The following is a 16,077-nucleotide window of genomic DNA, read 5'->3' on the forward strand; positions in this document are numbered from 1 at the left end:
TATGTATTTTAACATACTCTACTCTTGAGTCATTCTTAACTAAATGACATTGGCCGTAAGGCTCTTTTTTGTAGCGATATCTCAATAAGTAAAGGGGAACCCTTTACTTATAACTGTAGAGATTTGGAATGTACTTTACAATGTATTTTTATCAATATATAATTATTGTGACTTAAATTGGAAAGTGCTAATAGTTATTTTTAGAGAAAGTTGATTTATTATATATGTGGTATATATCAAATGATTATTGATGTGTATCTAGCAATACCATTTGTTGCAACCATAGTACAGAAATTTTCGTGGAAAACTCTATCCATACCTATGCTAGCTATATTTTGCTGTTCCTTTGTCTTGAAGACATACAATGTTATAGCAGAGGTAAATCACTGGACTACATTTGAGACAAAATTAGATTTCAAATTCGTAGGTGCAACCTATGGATATACATAAGTTTGGAATCTATCTATCGCATAGACCGGTTCATATGTCACTAAGAAAATATCTACTGTTTACGAAATAGAATGGAGGAAAATAATATGCTAAAGTGGAATGATGAATATTCGAACATCTTACTTTGTTACAGTGACAAAATAGTTCACATCAAATGTGACGACAATCTTATGGAATATCTTGAACTCCCAGGAAATGGAGCAGTCGCATTGTCCAGATACATTAAAGAGGGGTATAAGAAATATAAGAATAAAGATCTTGAGATTAGCGAGGATTCCTTAGCTATAGAGATCTTAGCACACGTCTATGTAGACAAGTTCGCAGAATCAATAGAGAAACTAAGCAACAAGTTGACCAAGAAGAATGAGAATGAAATAGTACAAGTTATGGAGAAAATTAGAGATCGAACAGAAATTATCGATTGCGGAGAAAAATCAGTTGATTCGAATCGTTTTGTTTGGAATATGTTAAGTCCGTTTTCTGCAATCATCTATACTTTGCTTGGTAAGCATGCATAAGTAGCTTTATAATACTTAAAGACATCATAACACCAGTCCTAGTGTGACAATAACAAAAAATTTGCAACTAAAAAAAAGAAGTGCTACAATATTAGTAAGGAATAATAGTCTAGTCAATTGTAGTAACAGTTACGAATGAATAACGTTCAAAGATAAGGGGGGGAGGTCTTATGAGAAAAAGCATAGGTAGAAAAGTGATGATTCTAGTAGGAATTTTAGGAAGTTTATTACTTGGAATATGCGTTTCCAATTTATCTGCACTGTCGATTATTGAGGGATTCAATAATGAGATTAATGAGGATATCGAACGCTACATAACAGAGGCAAAAAGTTCAGATAATACAGCTATGGAAGAAACAGAAGCTGAGTTGAAAACAGTTCTACGTCGTAGTAATATAAGGATTGAAGGGACATATAGTTTTGACATTATTCTTGTTGTAATTATTATTATAACTATGACAATAGTTATACTGGTAGCTATTAAAACCATTGCTAGACCAGCAAAGAATGCAGGTAACCATCTTAGAGAAATTGTAGATAAAATTCAGAATAATAAAGGGGACCTTACCGAAAGAATTCCAGTAGAATCAAGTGATGAGGTGGGACAACTCGTCATGGGTATCAACGGTTTTATTGAGAATCTACAGGGGATAATGATACGTCTGTGCGAAGAAGGTGATAAAATGATAACTTCTTCAGCAAACATAACAAATCAAGTACATAATTCGAATGAAAGTGCAGTTAATGTATCGGCAGACACAGAAGAACTTTCAGCCAGTATGGAAGAAGTGTCAGCAACTCTAGAGCAGATTGCTACAGGAAGTGATGGTATTCTTGAGAAAGTAAATGGAATTAATACAAGAGCTGACAATGGTGCTGATATGGTGGAAAAAATAAAAAACCGTGCTAATGGAATGTATCAGGAAACGGTGGAAAGTAAAGAAGCCGCATATTCAGTTATTAATGAGATTCGTGTTGCATTAAATAGTGCTGTGGAAGAAAGTAAGAGTGTGGATAGAATTAATGAACTAACTAACGATATTCTAGATATCACCAACCAGACGAACTTGTTGGCTTTAAATGCATCTATTGAAGCAGCTAGGGCAGGTGAAGCAGGAAAAGGCTTTGCCGTGGTAGCGGAAGAAATCAGATTGCTTGCTGACAGTAGTCGTACTACTGCGAATAATATACAAAACATCAGTAGTCAGGTCACAAATGCGGTCGAAAAATTGGCCCAAAATGCACAGAATATATTTACATTTATAGATGAAAAAGTAATTAAAGATTATGAAGGATTTGTAAAAGTGGCAAATCAGTATCAGGCTGATGCAGATAATATGAATGATATGTTATTAGATTTTGCAGTGAAAGCCTCTGATATAGAATTAACTATGAAAACTATGAACATAGGTTTGAATGATATAGCTACTTCGATGGATGAAAGCGCCAAAGGTATCGTTAATATTGCAGAAAATGCAGTTAGTCTTGAAAGTGCTATATCTGACATTCGTGAGGAAACGAAGAAAAACCAAGCGATTGCAAATAACTTGATGAAAGAGGCACAGCGTTTTGAGAAAGTTTAGAAAAATGGAATACATCTTAATAGAGCCCTAGAAAACGTTTTAAAATTGTCGTTTTCTAGGGCTCGAATTAATAAGAAATATTACTGCATTCTAGAATCGGAAAGTATCGTTTAGTCCTACCCAGACCTGATCCTTCTCACTAAGTTTCAAAGCTGTCCCATCTTCTAATTTATAACCCTCAGCTGAGGCAGTTCCTTTATATTCGCCTATCACTTGTGGCCATATAATTCCGATTTCGGGATCGTTCCATGCTAGACCACCCTCATCATTTGGATGATAGAAGTCGGTACATTTGTAGCAAAATTCAGCAACATCACTTAATACTAAGAACCCATGGGCGAAGCCTTCTGGAATATAGAATTGTTTCTTGTTTTCTTCTGTAAGTTCAACACCGAACCACTTACCATACGTATCGCTGTTACTTCTTAAATCCACAGCCACATCGAATACGGAGCCTTTTACTACACGAACCAACTTCCCTTGAGGGTATTCTTTTTGAAAATGTAGGCCACGTAGTACGCCTTTGGTAGAACAGGATTGGTTATCTTGTACAAAGTGCATAGTAAGTCCGGCTTCCTCCATATCTCTTTGATTATATGTTTCCATAAAATATCCTCTAGCATCACCGTGGACCGTTGGTTCGATAACACAGAGCCCTTTGATGCCACAAACATCTTTTTCCACTTTTATTTGTCCCATATCTATTCATACCTTTCGTTATATAATTCTTATTACGTAATTACCTATAGGATTCTTATAATCCCTATACCATAGTGTTATAGAATCTCTTTTAAATATCGATTTAGTGCATCTTGCCAAGTTGGAAGTGGAGTAAAACCATTTTCTATAAGTTTACTCTTATCAAGTCTGCTATTATATGGTCTGGTTGCTTTGGATATTCCATATCCGGCTGTTGTGACAGGTGATACAGTTAAGTGTTCTTTCGTATATTCCGTATGACCTAGTTCTACAGCTTGATGAAAGATTTCTTTGGCAAAATCATACCAACTGATGTATCCGCCTTCATTAGTAGCATGATAGTAACCGTAGTGGTCCGTTTCTATCATATCCACTAGGAGTCTTGCCAAATCATAAGTATAAGTTGGAGTACCAATTTGATCACTGACCACTGTTAACGTATTATGTGTTTTTCCAAGTTTCAACATAGTTTTGATAAAGTTATTTCCATTCTTGCCAAATACCCAAGCAATACGTACAATGAAATATTTCTTAAGTAAATCCGATACAGCTAATTCACCTTCTAATTTACTTTTTCCGTATACATTTAATGGTTTATAGTCTTTACAATCAGGTTGCCAAGGGTTTGTGCCTTGACCATCGAATACATAATCGGTAGAGAGATACATCATCTTGATGTCTAACTCTTTACAAACGGATGCGATATATTTTGTGCCGATAGCATTTACAAGATGAACAGTTTCTTTTCTATCTTCATCTTCTGCAGCGTCCACAGCGGTCCAGGCAGCACAGTGGATCACCGCATCAGGATTTGCCTTCTTGATACCACTTTCAACAGATTGGTAATCTGTAATATCCATTTCTTCGATATCTACGCCAATCGCTTCATGATTTCTCTTAATAAGTTCATTAACAACGTCATGTCCTAGCTGTCCTTTGACGCCTGTTACAAGTACTTTCATTCAAATAACCTCCATAGGTAATCGATTAAAGCTGTTTTATCGATTACCGTACATAGTTTCATAGTAGTTTTGATATTCGCCAGATATGATAGTTTCCCACCATTCTTTGTTGTTAAGATACCACTCAATTGTCTTTTTGATACCATCTGCGAATTTGGTTTCTGGAAGCCAGCCAAGTTCTGTATGGATTTTCGTAGGGTCAATAGCATAACGCATATCATGTCCTTTACGATCCGTAACATAAGTAATTAAGCTTTCTGGTTTACCTAGTTCCTTACAGATGATTTTAACAATGTCAATGTTTTTCATTTCGTTGTGTCCGCCAATATTATATACTTCGCCCACGCGACCTTTGTGAATAATTAAGTCAATTGCCTTGCAGTGATCTTCAACATAGAGCCAATCACGAACATTCTCCCCTTTGCCATAGACAGGAAGCGGTTTGTCATTAAGTGCATTGGCAATCATAAGTGGAATCAGCTTTTCAGGAAAATGATATGGTCCATAGTTGTTAGAGCATCGGCTGATGGTAACAGGAAGGCCGTAGGTTCTATGATATGCTAATACTAATAAGTCAGCTGCAGCTTTGGAAGAACTATAAGGGCTACTAGTATGGATCGGAGTCTCTTCGGTGAAGAACAAATCAGGTCTGTCTAGTGGAAGATCACCATATACTTCATCTGTTGATACTTGATGATAACGAGTAATACCATATTCTCTACAAGCATCCATCAAGACAGCAGTACCTTTGATATTTGTATCTAGGAAGACTTCTGGATCTTCAATGGAACGATCCACATGGCTTTCGGCAGCGAAATTTACAATAATGTCTGGGTGTTCTTCTTCAAATAGTTGATAAACCGCTTTTCGGTCTGTGATACTTGCCTTCACAAAGCGAAAATTTGGATTATCCATTACAGGCTTAAGAGTAGATAAGTTTCCCGCATAGGTTAAGCTATCTAAGCAAACAATACGGTAATCAGGGTATTTATTAAGCATATGGAAGATAAAATTGCTTCCGATAAATCCGGCACCGCCGGTAACGATAATAGTCATAGTTTTAATCTCCTTTTACTTTAATTTAGCGTAAGACATCTAGGTACTTGCCATCAAGAACATCTTTTAAGTACTGGCCATACTGATTCTTTTTTAATACTTCATAGACCTTTAATACGTCTTCTTTCGTTATCCAACCATTCAGATATGCGATTTCCTCTAAACATGCAATCTTACGATGTTGATGGGATTCTACCGTCTTAACAAAATTAGTTGCTTCAACTAGGCTTTCATGTGTTCCTGTGTCTAACCAGGTAAAGCCTTGTCCTAGTAATTCTACATTCAAGTTATTGTTTTCAAGATAGATGCGGTTCAAATCTGTGATTTCCAGTTCACCACGAGCACTTGGTTTCAGATTTTTAGCATATTCCACTACACGGTTATCATAGAAATATAAACCAGTTACACAGTAGTTACTCTTTGGTTTTGTAGGTTTTTCTTCAATTGATACAGCTTTACCATTTGAGTCAAATTCCACGATTCCAAATCGCTCTGGATCATCTACATAATACCCAAATATAGTTGCACCTTTACCATTTTCAGCATTCTCCACAGCAGTTTGTAAACGTTTATTTAAACCATGTCCAGCAAAGATGTTATCACCAAGAACCATGGCAACGGTGTCATTACCGATGAATTCTTCACCAATAATAAATGCTTGGGCAAGTCCATCTGGGCTTGGTTGCACTGCATAGGAAAGATGCACACCGAATTGATGCCCGTCCCCTAAGAGTTCTTTGAATCGCGGTGTATCTTGTGGTGTGGATATGATCAAAATATCCCGAATACCAGCATTCATAAGAACCGACATTGGATAATAGATCATTGGTTTATCGTAGATAGGAAGTAACTGTTTCGAAGTTACCATGGTAAGAGGATAGAGGCGTGTACCAGATCCCCCTGCTAAAATGATTCCTTTCATGTGATGTTCCTCCTTACGTATTGTATGTTGTTATATATGATATGGATGTAGCGTGTTAAAAGGTCATAAACAAAAATAAACGTCAATAAACGATGTTGATGAATACTAGAGAATATTTTTTTGTGTAGGAAATTTACTTGTACTAGTGTATCAATAAAGTAGAAAAGCAAAACTCTGTGTAGCGTGTTTCGTGTCATAGTACGTCAGCTAAGAAGCCATGAAAACTTAAATCGAGTTTTGCATTCAAATTCAATAATACACAAGTACATGCCTTTTGCCCTAAGAACCTCATATAGACATTATAAAAGGTGACGCTAGGTCACCTTCAAGTATTTTTTTCATCTTTAATAAATTATTTACTTTTTACACAAAAAGATACCTGCATTTTTGGTAATATGGAATCCTTTCGATGTATGTTTCTTCACATAAGAACGAAATTCCTTGTAATGATCAAGCAAGTACTGATTTTGGTTCCCATGACAGGAAAGAATATAGGAGATTAGTGGCTCTGCATCTGGAACCATCAAGTAATCTTCATAGGCTTTCCATTCTATTGATGAGAAATAAGGTGCTAAGAGTGCCGTACCATTTTCTAATCCGAATCTTTCATATAGCTTGTCAGCAGAGAGCACAATCCGATTGTCAAAATCCTGCACCAGCTCACTTACTTCCCGCATATGATTTTTACCATATGTACTGCACAGAAATTGACCATCTTTCTTCAGAACTCTTTTTACCTCCTGACAGACCTGTGTGATAGTATCACAATAGAATAACACATGATTAGCAATAACTAAATCGAAGCTCTCTGATTCGTATGGAATATGGTGGCAGTCAAATGTCTGATAGGAGAACCTTGTATCATCTGTACCAATGGCACGACGTGCATCACGTAGCATTCCTTCGGATAAATCGGATAGAGTAATGCTAAGATGGTTTGGTAGCAACGAAAGATTGCTTGTCCAAAGCGTTCCATCTCCACAACCGATTTCTAGAACTTTCATACTAGGCTTGATTTGACATTGTTCATAGATCCATGGGAACCAACCTTGCTTATTATGTGAATACAAGTCGTGAAGATTGATTCTTGCAGAGATATTAGAGGCATTCTGATACTGGTTTTTCATACTTTTTTCCATACCGGTTAAGTGAATCAGATGTAACATCTTACTCCAATCAATGGAATGTTCTGTTTGAATAGCAGTGCAAGTATCTTGAATTGCCTTTTCCACCAATTGCATTTGCTCAATTTGGTCGCGAATTAGTTTGAGTTGAAGGTTCAAGGAATTAAGCATAAAGTGATAGTCGGTATCATCAATGGTCATTTCTTTGATATCCTCTAGTGAAAAACCAAGATATTTCAGAAGAAGAATTTGTTGAAGTCTTGCCAAGTCCTTATCGGTATAGAAGCGAGCACCTGCATCTGTAACTAAGGAGGGGGTCAAGATATTTTGTTTATCATAATAGCGAATTGTTCGCAAGGTAACGTGAGCCATGCGAGCAAATTCACCAGAAGAGTAATAGCCTGTTTTTTTCATTTTGTATCCTCTCAATATTCTATCTATAGTAATGATTTGGATTTTATATACTCTAATTATAAACCAAAGCATAAGGTGTAGCAATGGGGAGCATTATAAGTAACCGCAATATATGTTAAAGTTAATAACTATATTGCGGAATAGTACTATCTGTTATGCCAAGTTTTAGGGTTCCAAGGATCTGACCATGGCATACAAGAACAAGGTTTTTGGTAAGTTCCATAAGGTACCCAAGTTCCTAAATCATTGGAATCCCAAGGACTTTTAGCATAGTTAGAGACTGGGCTAGATCCTAAGTGTCCAGCTCTCCTACGAGGTTTTGTACAAGAAGAACAAGAAGTGGTAACCCTTCTGTGTTTAAGCATATATTTATTCACCAAATTACATGTCGCTACAGTATATAATATGTATATATGGAGAAATATGTGACTGATTTTGTTCTTTACTTTAGCAGTGGTATGTGAGAAAATATATGAAGTTAGGAATGCAGTGCAATTATTAAGTTGTACGAATTTATGGATTTTGGAAGGGGCAAGCACATTAGCATGTTAAGACTGATAAAAGAAAATAAATTATTACTTAGAAGATTATTTCTAATATTATTAGATGGTTTAATGATTAATATATGTGCTTTCATGGCAATATTAATCCGCTTTGATTTTTCTATAGATAGTATTCCTACTTACTACCTTGATGCAATATTAGCTTATGTACCGTGGAATACAGTAATAACGATACTTATATTTTTCTGTTGCAGACTGTATCATAGTTTGTGGAAATACGCTAGTATCGATGAAGTTACTAATGCTATGATTGGTTGTATATTTGCAGGAATAGCACAGTACATAGGTATTCACGTAATGAAGTTGCATGTACCTAGAAGTTACTATCCACTTAGTATGGTTTTTCTTATGGGTGGAGTTGTTGGGACAAGATTCGTGTATCGTTTTTTACGGTTAATGTCATATCGCTATCACGGAGGTCAGAAGAAGAGGATTATGGTAATTGGGGCTGGTGAGGCTGCGAATGTTATTATTCGTGAAATAACCACAAGCCAATATGTAGATGGTATTGTTGTGTGTATCATCGATGATAACCGTTCTAAGGTCGGACGTTACATACAAGGTGTTAAGATTGTTGGTACGAGGCAGAAAATCGTTGAAGCAGCAAGAAAGTATGAGATTACAGATATTATTATTGCAATTCCATCTGCACCAAAGAAAGAGATTCGTTCTATACTTGAAATCTGTAAAGAGACAAACTGTGAATTAAAATTACTTCCAGGGATTTATCAATTGATTAATGAAGAGGTAAGTGTAAGTCGATTACGTACTGTTGAGATTGAAGATTTACTTGGTAGAGATCCCGTACAAATCGATGCGAGAGAAGTGTCTGATTTCCTACGAGGTAAGGTTGTTATGGTAACAGGTGGTGGAGGCTCTATTGGAAGTGAGTTGTGTAGACAGATTGCGTCTTTTAATCCAGCTAAACTAATTATAATTGATATATATGAAAATAATGTATATTTTGTTCAACAAGAACTTAAGAATAAGTATCCGAATTTGGATTTAGAGGTACTAATAGCATCAATAAGAAATACGAATCGTATGGACCAGATTTTTGATAAATATAGACCAGAGTTTGTATATCATGCAGCAGCACATAAGCATGTTCCGCTTATGGAGGCGAGTCCTAATGAGGCAATTAAGAATAATGTTGGGGGAACGTTAAAGTTAGTTAAGGCAGCAGATAAATATGGAGTCAAACGATTCATCTTCATATCTACAGATAAAGCTGTTAATCCAACTAACATTATGGGAGCTTCTAAGAGAATCTGTGAGATGATTATTCAAGCATATAATCGTAAATCACAGACAGAATTCGTAGCAGTACGTTTTGGCAATGTCCTCGGTAGTAATGGTAGTGTAATTCCGCTATTTAAGCAACAGATTATGAATGGAGGCCCAGTTACCGTAACCCATCCAGATATTATTCGATATTTTATGACCATTCCAGAGGCCGTGTCACTTGTATTACAAGCAGGGGTATATGCTCATGGTGGTGAGATTTTCGTACTAGATATGGGGGAACCAGTTAAAATTGCTGATTTAGCCAAGAATCTTATTCGGTTATCAGGACTGATACCAGATAAGGATATTCGGATTGTTTATACAGGATTGCGTCCTGGTGAGAAATTGTATGAAGAATTGCTTATGGAAGAGGAAGGATTGAAGGAAACCAATAATAACCGAATCTTTGTTGGAGAACCTATTATATTTGATGATGATGTTTTCTTAAAAGCCGTTGAGAGATTAGATCAAAATGCAAAGATGGAGTGCGAGGATATTCGTGAACAAGTGAAGAAACTGGTACCTACATATGCATTGAAAGAGGAAGTAGAAGCTAAGCGAGTTTGTTAGTTACCGTGTCGAAATACCAAGAATAAAGTAAAAATTTCCTAAAAAATCAATTTGCAGGCTAGTCATAATTTTGTTAGAATGTAAGTAGAAGAGAGTTCGTAGGGAAATTTTTAAAGAGGGGAGGAGACACGTACGTGACAATTGATGAAAAATTAGATTTTCTTATCATAAATTTTATGGAAATGAAAGAAGACGTCAAAGTCTTGAAAGAAGATGTGACAGTCTTAAAAGAAGACGTTAAAGTTTTGAAAGAAGATGTGACAGTCTTAAAAGAAGACGTCAGCAATATCAGATTTTTACATGAGAATGAGATGTGGCCAGCGATTATGAGAATTGCTGAAGGGCATTTAGATTTATCACATAATCTTGAAAGATATCATGGAGTTTTAAAAGGCCAAGTTGCGAAAAATGAGAAATATGATGTACAATTCTTATATTTGGATGCAAAAATCGAAGAATTGAGAAAAACTCAATAAATGATGTAAGAAAGGCGAATACCTTAGGGTATCCGCCTTTCTTACATATAATTTATAATTTCCCAGCCAAGTCTTTAATATAAGCGGTAACTTGGTCTTTAAGATTATCTCTTTCTAAAGCAAAATCAATAGTAGCTTTTATAAATCCGAATTTATCTCCCACGTCATATCGGATACCTTCAAAATCATATGCATAAACAGCTTGTAAATCCATAAGACGTTTGATTGCATCAGTAAGTTGAATTTCTCCGCCAGCACCTGGTTTTTGGGAAGATAGGAAGGTAAAGATCTGTGGAGTAAGGATATAGCGACCAAGCACAGCTAGTTGGCTAGGAGCTTTACCAACAGCTGGTTTTTCTACCATATCTGTAAGCTTAACACGTCTACCCACTGGCTTGTGACTCTGGGAAGGAGCAACAATACCGTATTTATCAACTTGATCTTTAGCAACTGTCTGAACCCCAACGATAGAAGCACCAGTTTCATGGTAAGTTTCAATTAGTTGTTTTAGAGCTGGCTTGCCACTATTATTCACAACTACATCATCACCTAATAAGACAGCAAAAGGTTCATCTCCTATGAAAGACTGCGCACATAGAACAGCATGTCCAAGTCCGCGAGGTTCCTTTTGTCGTACATAATAGATATTTGCTAAACTAGTTATATCGTTCATCATCTTAAGTTCAGTAATCTTTCCTGCTTTGGAAAGATGTTCTTCTAGTTCGTAGGAACGGTCGAAGTGATTCTCCATACAGTGTTTATAGGAATTTGTAATTACTAAAATCTCCTCAATACCACTTTGTACCGCCTCTTCTACTATGTATTGAATAGTAGGGGTATCAACAATCGGCAACATTTCTTTTGGAACAGCTTTTGTTGCTGGCAGAAATCTTGTTCCAAGTCCTGCAGCAGGTATTACAGCTTTTTTTATTTTTGGCATCAGTCATACTCTCCTTATACGATATATAGTTAGGAAATATTAATCATCCATATATTCCTAAAACTATACACATTATAATATATTTCATTACTTTTTACAACCAATAAAGGTGTTGAAACGGATTGAAGAAGATTAGTTAAGTTATTTAGGTATAATTATGTTTCTAAATTGGTAAATATATGGTATAGTAAACTGCGTGATTTTAATATATTATTAAGCTTTTATTAATTTTTAAAACTGACTTTAATTTGCCAAATTATCCATTTATTATTAACGCGTACATGTGTTAATAGAGGTAAATAAGGAAAGAGGTAAAAAATGAATGCAACTTGGAGGACAACAATGAAAGGAAGAAAGAAAAGCAGGAAGCTACTCTACTTAAGCAAAAGTGCGTTTCTCCTTAGTGTATGTTGTGTGATTGCATATCTATTCGCTTATAGCGGACATAAGGATACAATCTATGCAGCAGGAGGAGATTCAGCAGATTTACGACTGATATTTACAACGGACCTACATGGGCAGTTAGACAATATGGATTACGAAACTGGTAACACCTATTCAATTGGTGGGCTAACGAAAGCATATACCTTAATTAAAGAAGCTAGAAAAGAAATGGATAGCTCGAATTATTTAACGTTTGATATTGGTGATGTATTATATGATTATTCTACGGAGTACATATTTTCAGAAAATCAAAAAGTAGTACAGCCAATATATCAAGCAATGAAGAAGATTGGATATGATGCAATTACATTAGGAAACCATGATTTTGATTATGGCTACGATTATATTGTAAGTCAAATTAAGAATGCTGGACTAGAGGATGTAACCGTTGTATCTAATGTATACGATTCAAAAACCAGTGAACCAATCTGGAATGAAAATTTAATTATTCCTAAAAAAGTTACTACAGATTCTGGTAAAACGGTAACTGTTAATGTTGGTATTATAGGGGAAACAATTCCTAAACTATCAACAAAGACAGAGAGTTATCTAGGGGTATTAAAAACAGAAGATATCGTTGAAAATGTTAAGAAACAAACTAGTATATTAAAAGAAAATGGTGCAGATGTAATCGTTGTACTTGCGCATTCAGGATTTGGTAGTGAAGATCCTGACTTGAATTATAAGAATGTATCCTATGCTATTACAGAGATACCTGAGGTAGATGCTGTATTATGTGGTCATGAACATAGGATATTTCCAAATAAAGATAAAACAACAGCACACTATCAATTAGCAGGCGTTGACAAAGAAACTAGTTTAGTAAATGGTAAAGTTTTAGTTATGGCAAATGACCGTGGTAGAAGTATCGGTATCGCAGATTTAGAGCTTACTATATCAAGTTCAGGTGAAGTGACGGTTGTTAACGGCAAAGGTGAGGTTCGTGAAGTTGATAAAAATAATACAACAGCTGATAACTCACTGAGTAATTTCTATGGTGAATGGGAAAGTCAATTACATGATTATACCAAAAAGGAAATTGCTGTCCTTGATAGTGACACATCATTAACAAGCTATTTTGGCTATATACAAGATAATGCATCTATCCAATTAGTGAATGATGCGAAACTAAGTTATGCTCACAATTACATTAACACTGTTAAGACACAGTATAAAGAATATCCTGTAATTGCTGCATCACAATATTATAAGTATGGCGTTAACTCGGTAGATGATTATGCCAACATTACAGGAGGAGTAACGGAAGCAGAACTTGCACAGATTCAGGTATATAATGGATACACCGCAATTTATAAGATAACAGGAAAGCAACTACGTGAATGGTTAGAATGGGTTGCAAGTGCTTATGAAACTATTTATCACGAAGGTACTCCAAGTGATACGGTTATGGCAGGACTTGTTAATTCGAATAATGGAAAACAAATAATTTCTGATGAATGGCAAAGAAGTTGGGCGAATTTCCGTGTCTTTGACGGGATTGAATATAGCATAAGTCCAGCTAGCAAACCTAGATATGATTTCAATGGTAATAAGATTAATGATACCAACCGTATTACCAAATTAATGTACAATGGACAGAATGTAACGGATTCTATGGAATTCATTCTCGTAACAGATATTATTACGAAGACGACGGAAGCGACAAAAGGCCTTGATAATCAAGCAATCTATAAGGGATACAATAGAGGACAGGTTATTATTAGTAACTATCTTGAAGAGCGTGCGAAATTTGGTAAAGTTAGTTATTCTGCAGATAACAACTGGAATGTAGCTTTACCTGGCGGTTACTCCTTCTTAATTAAGAGTCCGCTCAACTCAGAAACGCTTGCGAAGAATACAAAATGGTATAACAAAACTATTTCTACAGCTGATGGAATGTCCTATATGCAAGGGTATGGGAATATGTTAAGTATGGTATCATCTACTCCTTCCATTATTCTTACATCAACGAATACCAAAACAACCAATAAGTCAGTTAAGATCCTAGTTGATGCATATGCAGGACAGGGAATTGAGGAACTTAGATTTGTCTATGGTGATTACGGCGTGGATAGCTCTGTATGGGATACAGCAACAAGTGTAGTGAATGGTGGATTCACGGTATCATCAAACGGAATCTATAGTGTATACGCAAAAGACAAAAAAGGAAATAAAGTTGTTCGTAAGATTAAGGTAACAAACATTAGTGATACGGAACTTGAAGCTCCTAAGGTAAATACGTATACGAACAGGAAAACGAAAATAACTGGTACAGCAGAACCAGGGGCAATCATATACTTCTCAGCAAGTACAGGTTTATATAAACATGTAGTAGGAGCAGACGGAAACTTCTCATATGCATTACCAAGCCAGCCTTCTGGTACAACAGTTCAAGTATATGTTGAAGATGCTAGTGGACGTACAAGTAAGAGAACAACTGTTAAGGTAAAACGTACCGGTCCGAATGCAAGTACGATTAATACAATAAAGAATACTAGAGCAGGGATCTATGGTAATACAAATGATAGTGATGCTACAGTAGTGGCAATTGTAGATGAGACCGTTTATGTTGCCAAGAAAGGTGGAAAAGCAGGCTATAAAGCAAGCGAAATCTACAATAAAAATTTAACAATAAAGGAAGTTAATCAAACAATTAACTCAGATTTAGATTTCAAATTAAGTACTCCTTTATTGAAGCCAGGTGTTAAGGTTACTATTTATACAATCGATCACCTTGGGAGAGCGAGTCGTGTAAATAAACTGACAGTACAATCAGCGGGACCAAATGCACCATCAATCTATGAAGTGATGGACATCGAGAGAACTGTTACAGGTAGAGTAACGTCAAAAGAATCTGGATCGGATTTTAAAGTTTATGTTACAGTTGGTAGTAAGACGTATTCAGATTATACGGATGAAAATGGATACTATGAAGTTTCAGTGGGCAAGTTAACTGCTGGTGAGAAAATCAGTGTCTATGCAACAGATGTGGTTAAGAATAAGACACGAAAGAGTTATACATCATCAAGAACCGTAGATAGTGTAACGAATTACTTAACAACGGGTGGTGATTCCTTCTTCTTAGATACGATTACTAATAAGATGACCTCTGTATCAGTATATCAAGATGCAGATGAAGAAGTCTTTGTATCAATTAATAAGACGGTATATCAAGGAGTAACAAACGAAGATGGTGAGTTTACAGTTGAGCTAAACAGGAAACTGAAAGCGGGAACTAAGATTTATGCATACACAAGATTTACTAACGGAAGTGTATATGAAGTAGAAGAGATTGATGTTATAGCAGATGTTCCACTTGTACCATTTACAGCAAATAAGAAGATCACTACAAATACCAAAACAATTAAGATGGTTACCGATGAAAAATGTACGGTTGTTATGTACGTAGGTGATGATAGATATACGCAAACAGAATCTGTGTACGACAGCGAATTAGGTGGGTATGTATATTCCTTCTCAATTCCTAGAACGAATTCGAATAAAACGATTCGAGCATATGCTAAGAATAAAGTCGGAGCTAGTAAATCTGTGAAATTATCTATTGAGGAGACTGCACCAAATGCACCAAAGGTAGATAAAGTGAAGTCAACACATACAAAAATCACAGGTACTGTACATCTTATAGCACCAGATTCATTAGATGAATATTCAGAAGTAACAGCGAAAAATACAAAGACAGTTGTATACGGTAAAATAGGTAATAAGAAATACAAAGGTAAAGTAAACGATGACGGTGAGTTTACAATTAAGATACCAAAACAAAAAGCCGGAACAGTGATTACAGTATGGGGAACAAATGAAGCTGGAGGTACTGGACCAACAAGAAAAATTAAAGTAGTAAAATAATTTAGTCCAGTCAAGATTAAGACTGCCAAGTCTGTCTACTGCATATACTAAAGATATACAATGTATGCAGTAAGAAGATTTGGCAGTTTTTTGCTTTTAGAAGTTAACTTTCAGTGATGATTTCTGTCTTCGATTCATCCAATATTAATAAAAAAATTAAAAATTTGGTAAAAATATATTGACATTATAGGAAAATAAGAGT

General features: G+C 35.7%; 13 protein-coding genes. 6 read left to right on the plus strand and 7 right to left on the minus strand.

The genetic code is table 11. The annotated features are described in order from the left end of the window. The first annotated feature begins 240 nt into the window (after positions 1-240). The 3 genes from ACW2QF_RS00345 (at position 241) to ACW2QF_RS00355 (ending at position 2,551) form a co-directional block, all read left to right on the plus strand. Positions 241-450 (plus strand): hypothetical protein, encoded by a 210-nt coding sequence (locus ACW2QF_RS00345; protein WP_455713998.1) that lies wholly within the window; start codon positions 241-243, stop codon positions 448-450. A gap of 86 nt (positions 451-536) precedes the next feature. Then, positions 537-968 (plus strand): hypothetical protein, encoded by a 432-nt coding sequence (locus ACW2QF_RS00350; protein WP_455713999.1) that lies wholly within the window; start codon positions 537-539, stop codon positions 966-968. Between the two features lie 170 nt (positions 969-1,138). Beyond that, positions 1,139-2,551, plus strand: coding sequence for a methyl-accepting chemotaxis protein (locus ACW2QF_RS00355; RefSeq protein ID WP_455714000.1), 1,413 nt, complete (start codon positions 1,139-1,141; stop codon positions 2,549-2,551). A gap of 90 nt (positions 2,552-2,641) precedes the next feature. Here the strand turns inward: ACW2QF_RS00355 and rfbC are convergent, their stop codons facing one another. The 6 genes from rfbC to ACW2QF_RS00385 all read right to left on the minus strand — a co-directional run bounded on the left by rfbC (position 2,642) and on the right by ACW2QF_RS00385 (position 8,093). Further along, positions 2,642-3,250, minus strand: coding sequence for a dTDP-4-dehydrorhamnose 3,5-epimerase (rfbC, locus tag ACW2QF_RS00360; protein ID WP_455714001.1), 609 nt, complete (start codon positions 3,248-3,250; stop codon positions 2,642-2,644). A gap of 77 nt (positions 3,251-3,327) precedes the next feature. Then, complete coding sequence (gene rfbD, locus ACW2QF_RS00365) at positions 3,328-4,212, minus strand: dTDP-4-dehydrorhamnose reductase (protein ID WP_455714002.1); 885 nt, start codon at positions 4,210-4,212, stop codon at positions 3,328-3,330. Between the two features lie 36 nt (positions 4,213-4,248). After that, positions 4,249-5,268: a dTDP-glucose 4,6-dehydratase gene (rfbB, locus tag ACW2QF_RS00370; protein WP_455714003.1), complete on the minus strand. Its 1,020-nt coding sequence runs from the start codon at positions 5,266-5,268 to the stop codon at positions 4,249-4,251. Positions 5,269-5,293: 25 nt separating this feature from the next. Further along, entirely contained in the window at positions 5,294-6,190 is an 897-nt protein-coding gene (rfbA, locus tag ACW2QF_RS00375) for a glucose-1-phosphate thymidylyltransferase RfbA (protein WP_455714004.1), read from the minus strand. Between the two features lie 356 nt (positions 6,191-6,546). Further along, complete coding sequence (locus ACW2QF_RS00380; RefSeq protein ID WP_455714005.1) at positions 6,547-7,728, minus strand: MerR family transcriptional regulator; 1,182 nt, start codon at positions 7,726-7,728, stop codon at positions 6,547-6,549. A gap of 146 nt (positions 7,729-7,874) precedes the next feature. Beyond that, complete coding sequence (locus tag ACW2QF_RS00385; protein ID WP_455714006.1) at positions 7,875-8,093, minus strand: hypothetical protein; 219 nt, start codon at positions 8,091-8,093, stop codon at positions 7,875-7,877. A gap of 180 nt (positions 8,094-8,273) precedes the next feature. On the opposite strand from ACW2QF_RS00385, the gene ACW2QF_RS00390 reads away from it, so the two are divergent. Both ACW2QF_RS00390 and ACW2QF_RS00395 read left to right on the plus strand, forming a co-directional pair. After that, entirely contained in the window at positions 8,274-10,148 is a 1,875-nt protein-coding gene (locus tag ACW2QF_RS00390) for a polysaccharide biosynthesis protein (RefSeq protein ID WP_455714007.1), read from the plus strand. Between the two features lie 134 nt (positions 10,149-10,282). Further along, a complete protein-coding gene (locus ACW2QF_RS00395; protein ID WP_455714008.1) occupies positions 10,283-10,624 on the plus strand; it encodes a hypothetical protein in 342 nt (113 codons plus the stop codon). Between the two features lie 52 nt (positions 10,625-10,676). On the opposite strand, the gene galU is transcribed toward ACW2QF_RS00395, so the two are convergent. Next, entirely contained in the window at positions 10,677-11,564 is an 888-nt protein-coding gene (gene galU / locus ACW2QF_RS00400) for a UTP--glucose-1-phosphate uridylyltransferase GalU (protein WP_455714009.1), read from the minus strand. A 342-nt stretch (positions 11,565-11,906) separates the two neighbouring features. Between galU and ACW2QF_RS00405 the strand changes: the two genes are divergently transcribed. Beyond that, entirely contained in the window at positions 11,907-15,875 is a 3,969-nt protein-coding gene (locus ACW2QF_RS00405; RefSeq protein WP_455714010.1) for an Ig-like domain-containing protein, read from the plus strand. Positions 15,876-16,077 lie beyond the last annotated feature (202 nt).

Source organism: Anaerosporobacter sp. (assembly GCF_965301125.1).

Bases quoted from the DNA above. Each gene is read 5' to 3' on its own strand.
- rfbD (WP_455714002.1), bottom strand. From the start codon at position 4,212: ATGAAAGTACTTGTAACAGGCGTCAAAGGACAGCTAGGACATGACGTT.
- rfbC (WP_455714001.1), bottom strand. From the start codon at position 3,250: ATGGGACAAATAAAAGTGGAAAAAGATGTTTGTGGCATCAAAGGGCTC.
- ACW2QF_RS00355 (WP_455714000.1), top strand. From the start codon at position 1,139: ATGAGAAAAAGCATAGGTAGAAAAGTGATGATTCTAGTAGGAATTTTA.
- ACW2QF_RS00380 (WP_455714005.1), bottom strand. From the start codon at position 7,728: ATGAAAAAAACAGGCTATTACTCTTCTGGTGAATTTGCTCGCATGGCT.
- ACW2QF_RS00390 (WP_455714007.1), top strand. From the start codon at position 8,274: ATGTTAAGACTGATAAAAGAAAATAAATTATTACTTAGAAGATTATTT.
- rfbA (WP_455714004.1), bottom strand. From the start codon at position 6,190: ATGAAAGGAATCATTTTAGCAGGGGGATCTGGTACACGCCTCTATCCT.
- ACW2QF_RS00385 (WP_455714006.1), bottom strand. From the start codon at position 8,093: ATGCTTAAACACAGAAGGGTTACCACTTCTTGTTCTTCTTGTACAAAA.
- ACW2QF_RS00345 (WP_455713998.1), top strand. From the start codon at position 241: ATGATTATTGATGTGTATCTAGCAATACCATTTGTTGCAACCATAGTA.
- rfbB (WP_455714003.1), bottom strand. From the start codon at position 5,268: ATGACTATTATCGTTACCGGCGGTGCCGGATTTATCGGAAGCAATTTT.
- galU (WP_455714009.1), bottom strand. From the start codon at position 11,564: ATGCCAAAAATAAAAAAAGCTGTAATACCTGCTGCAGGACTTGGAACA.
- ACW2QF_RS00405 (WP_455714010.1), top strand. From the start codon at position 11,907: ATGAAAGGAAGAAAGAAAAGCAGGAAGCTACTCTACTTAAGCAAAAGT.
- ACW2QF_RS00350 (WP_455713999.1), top strand. From the start codon at position 537: ATGCTAAAGTGGAATGATGAATATTCGAACATCTTACTTTGTTACAGT.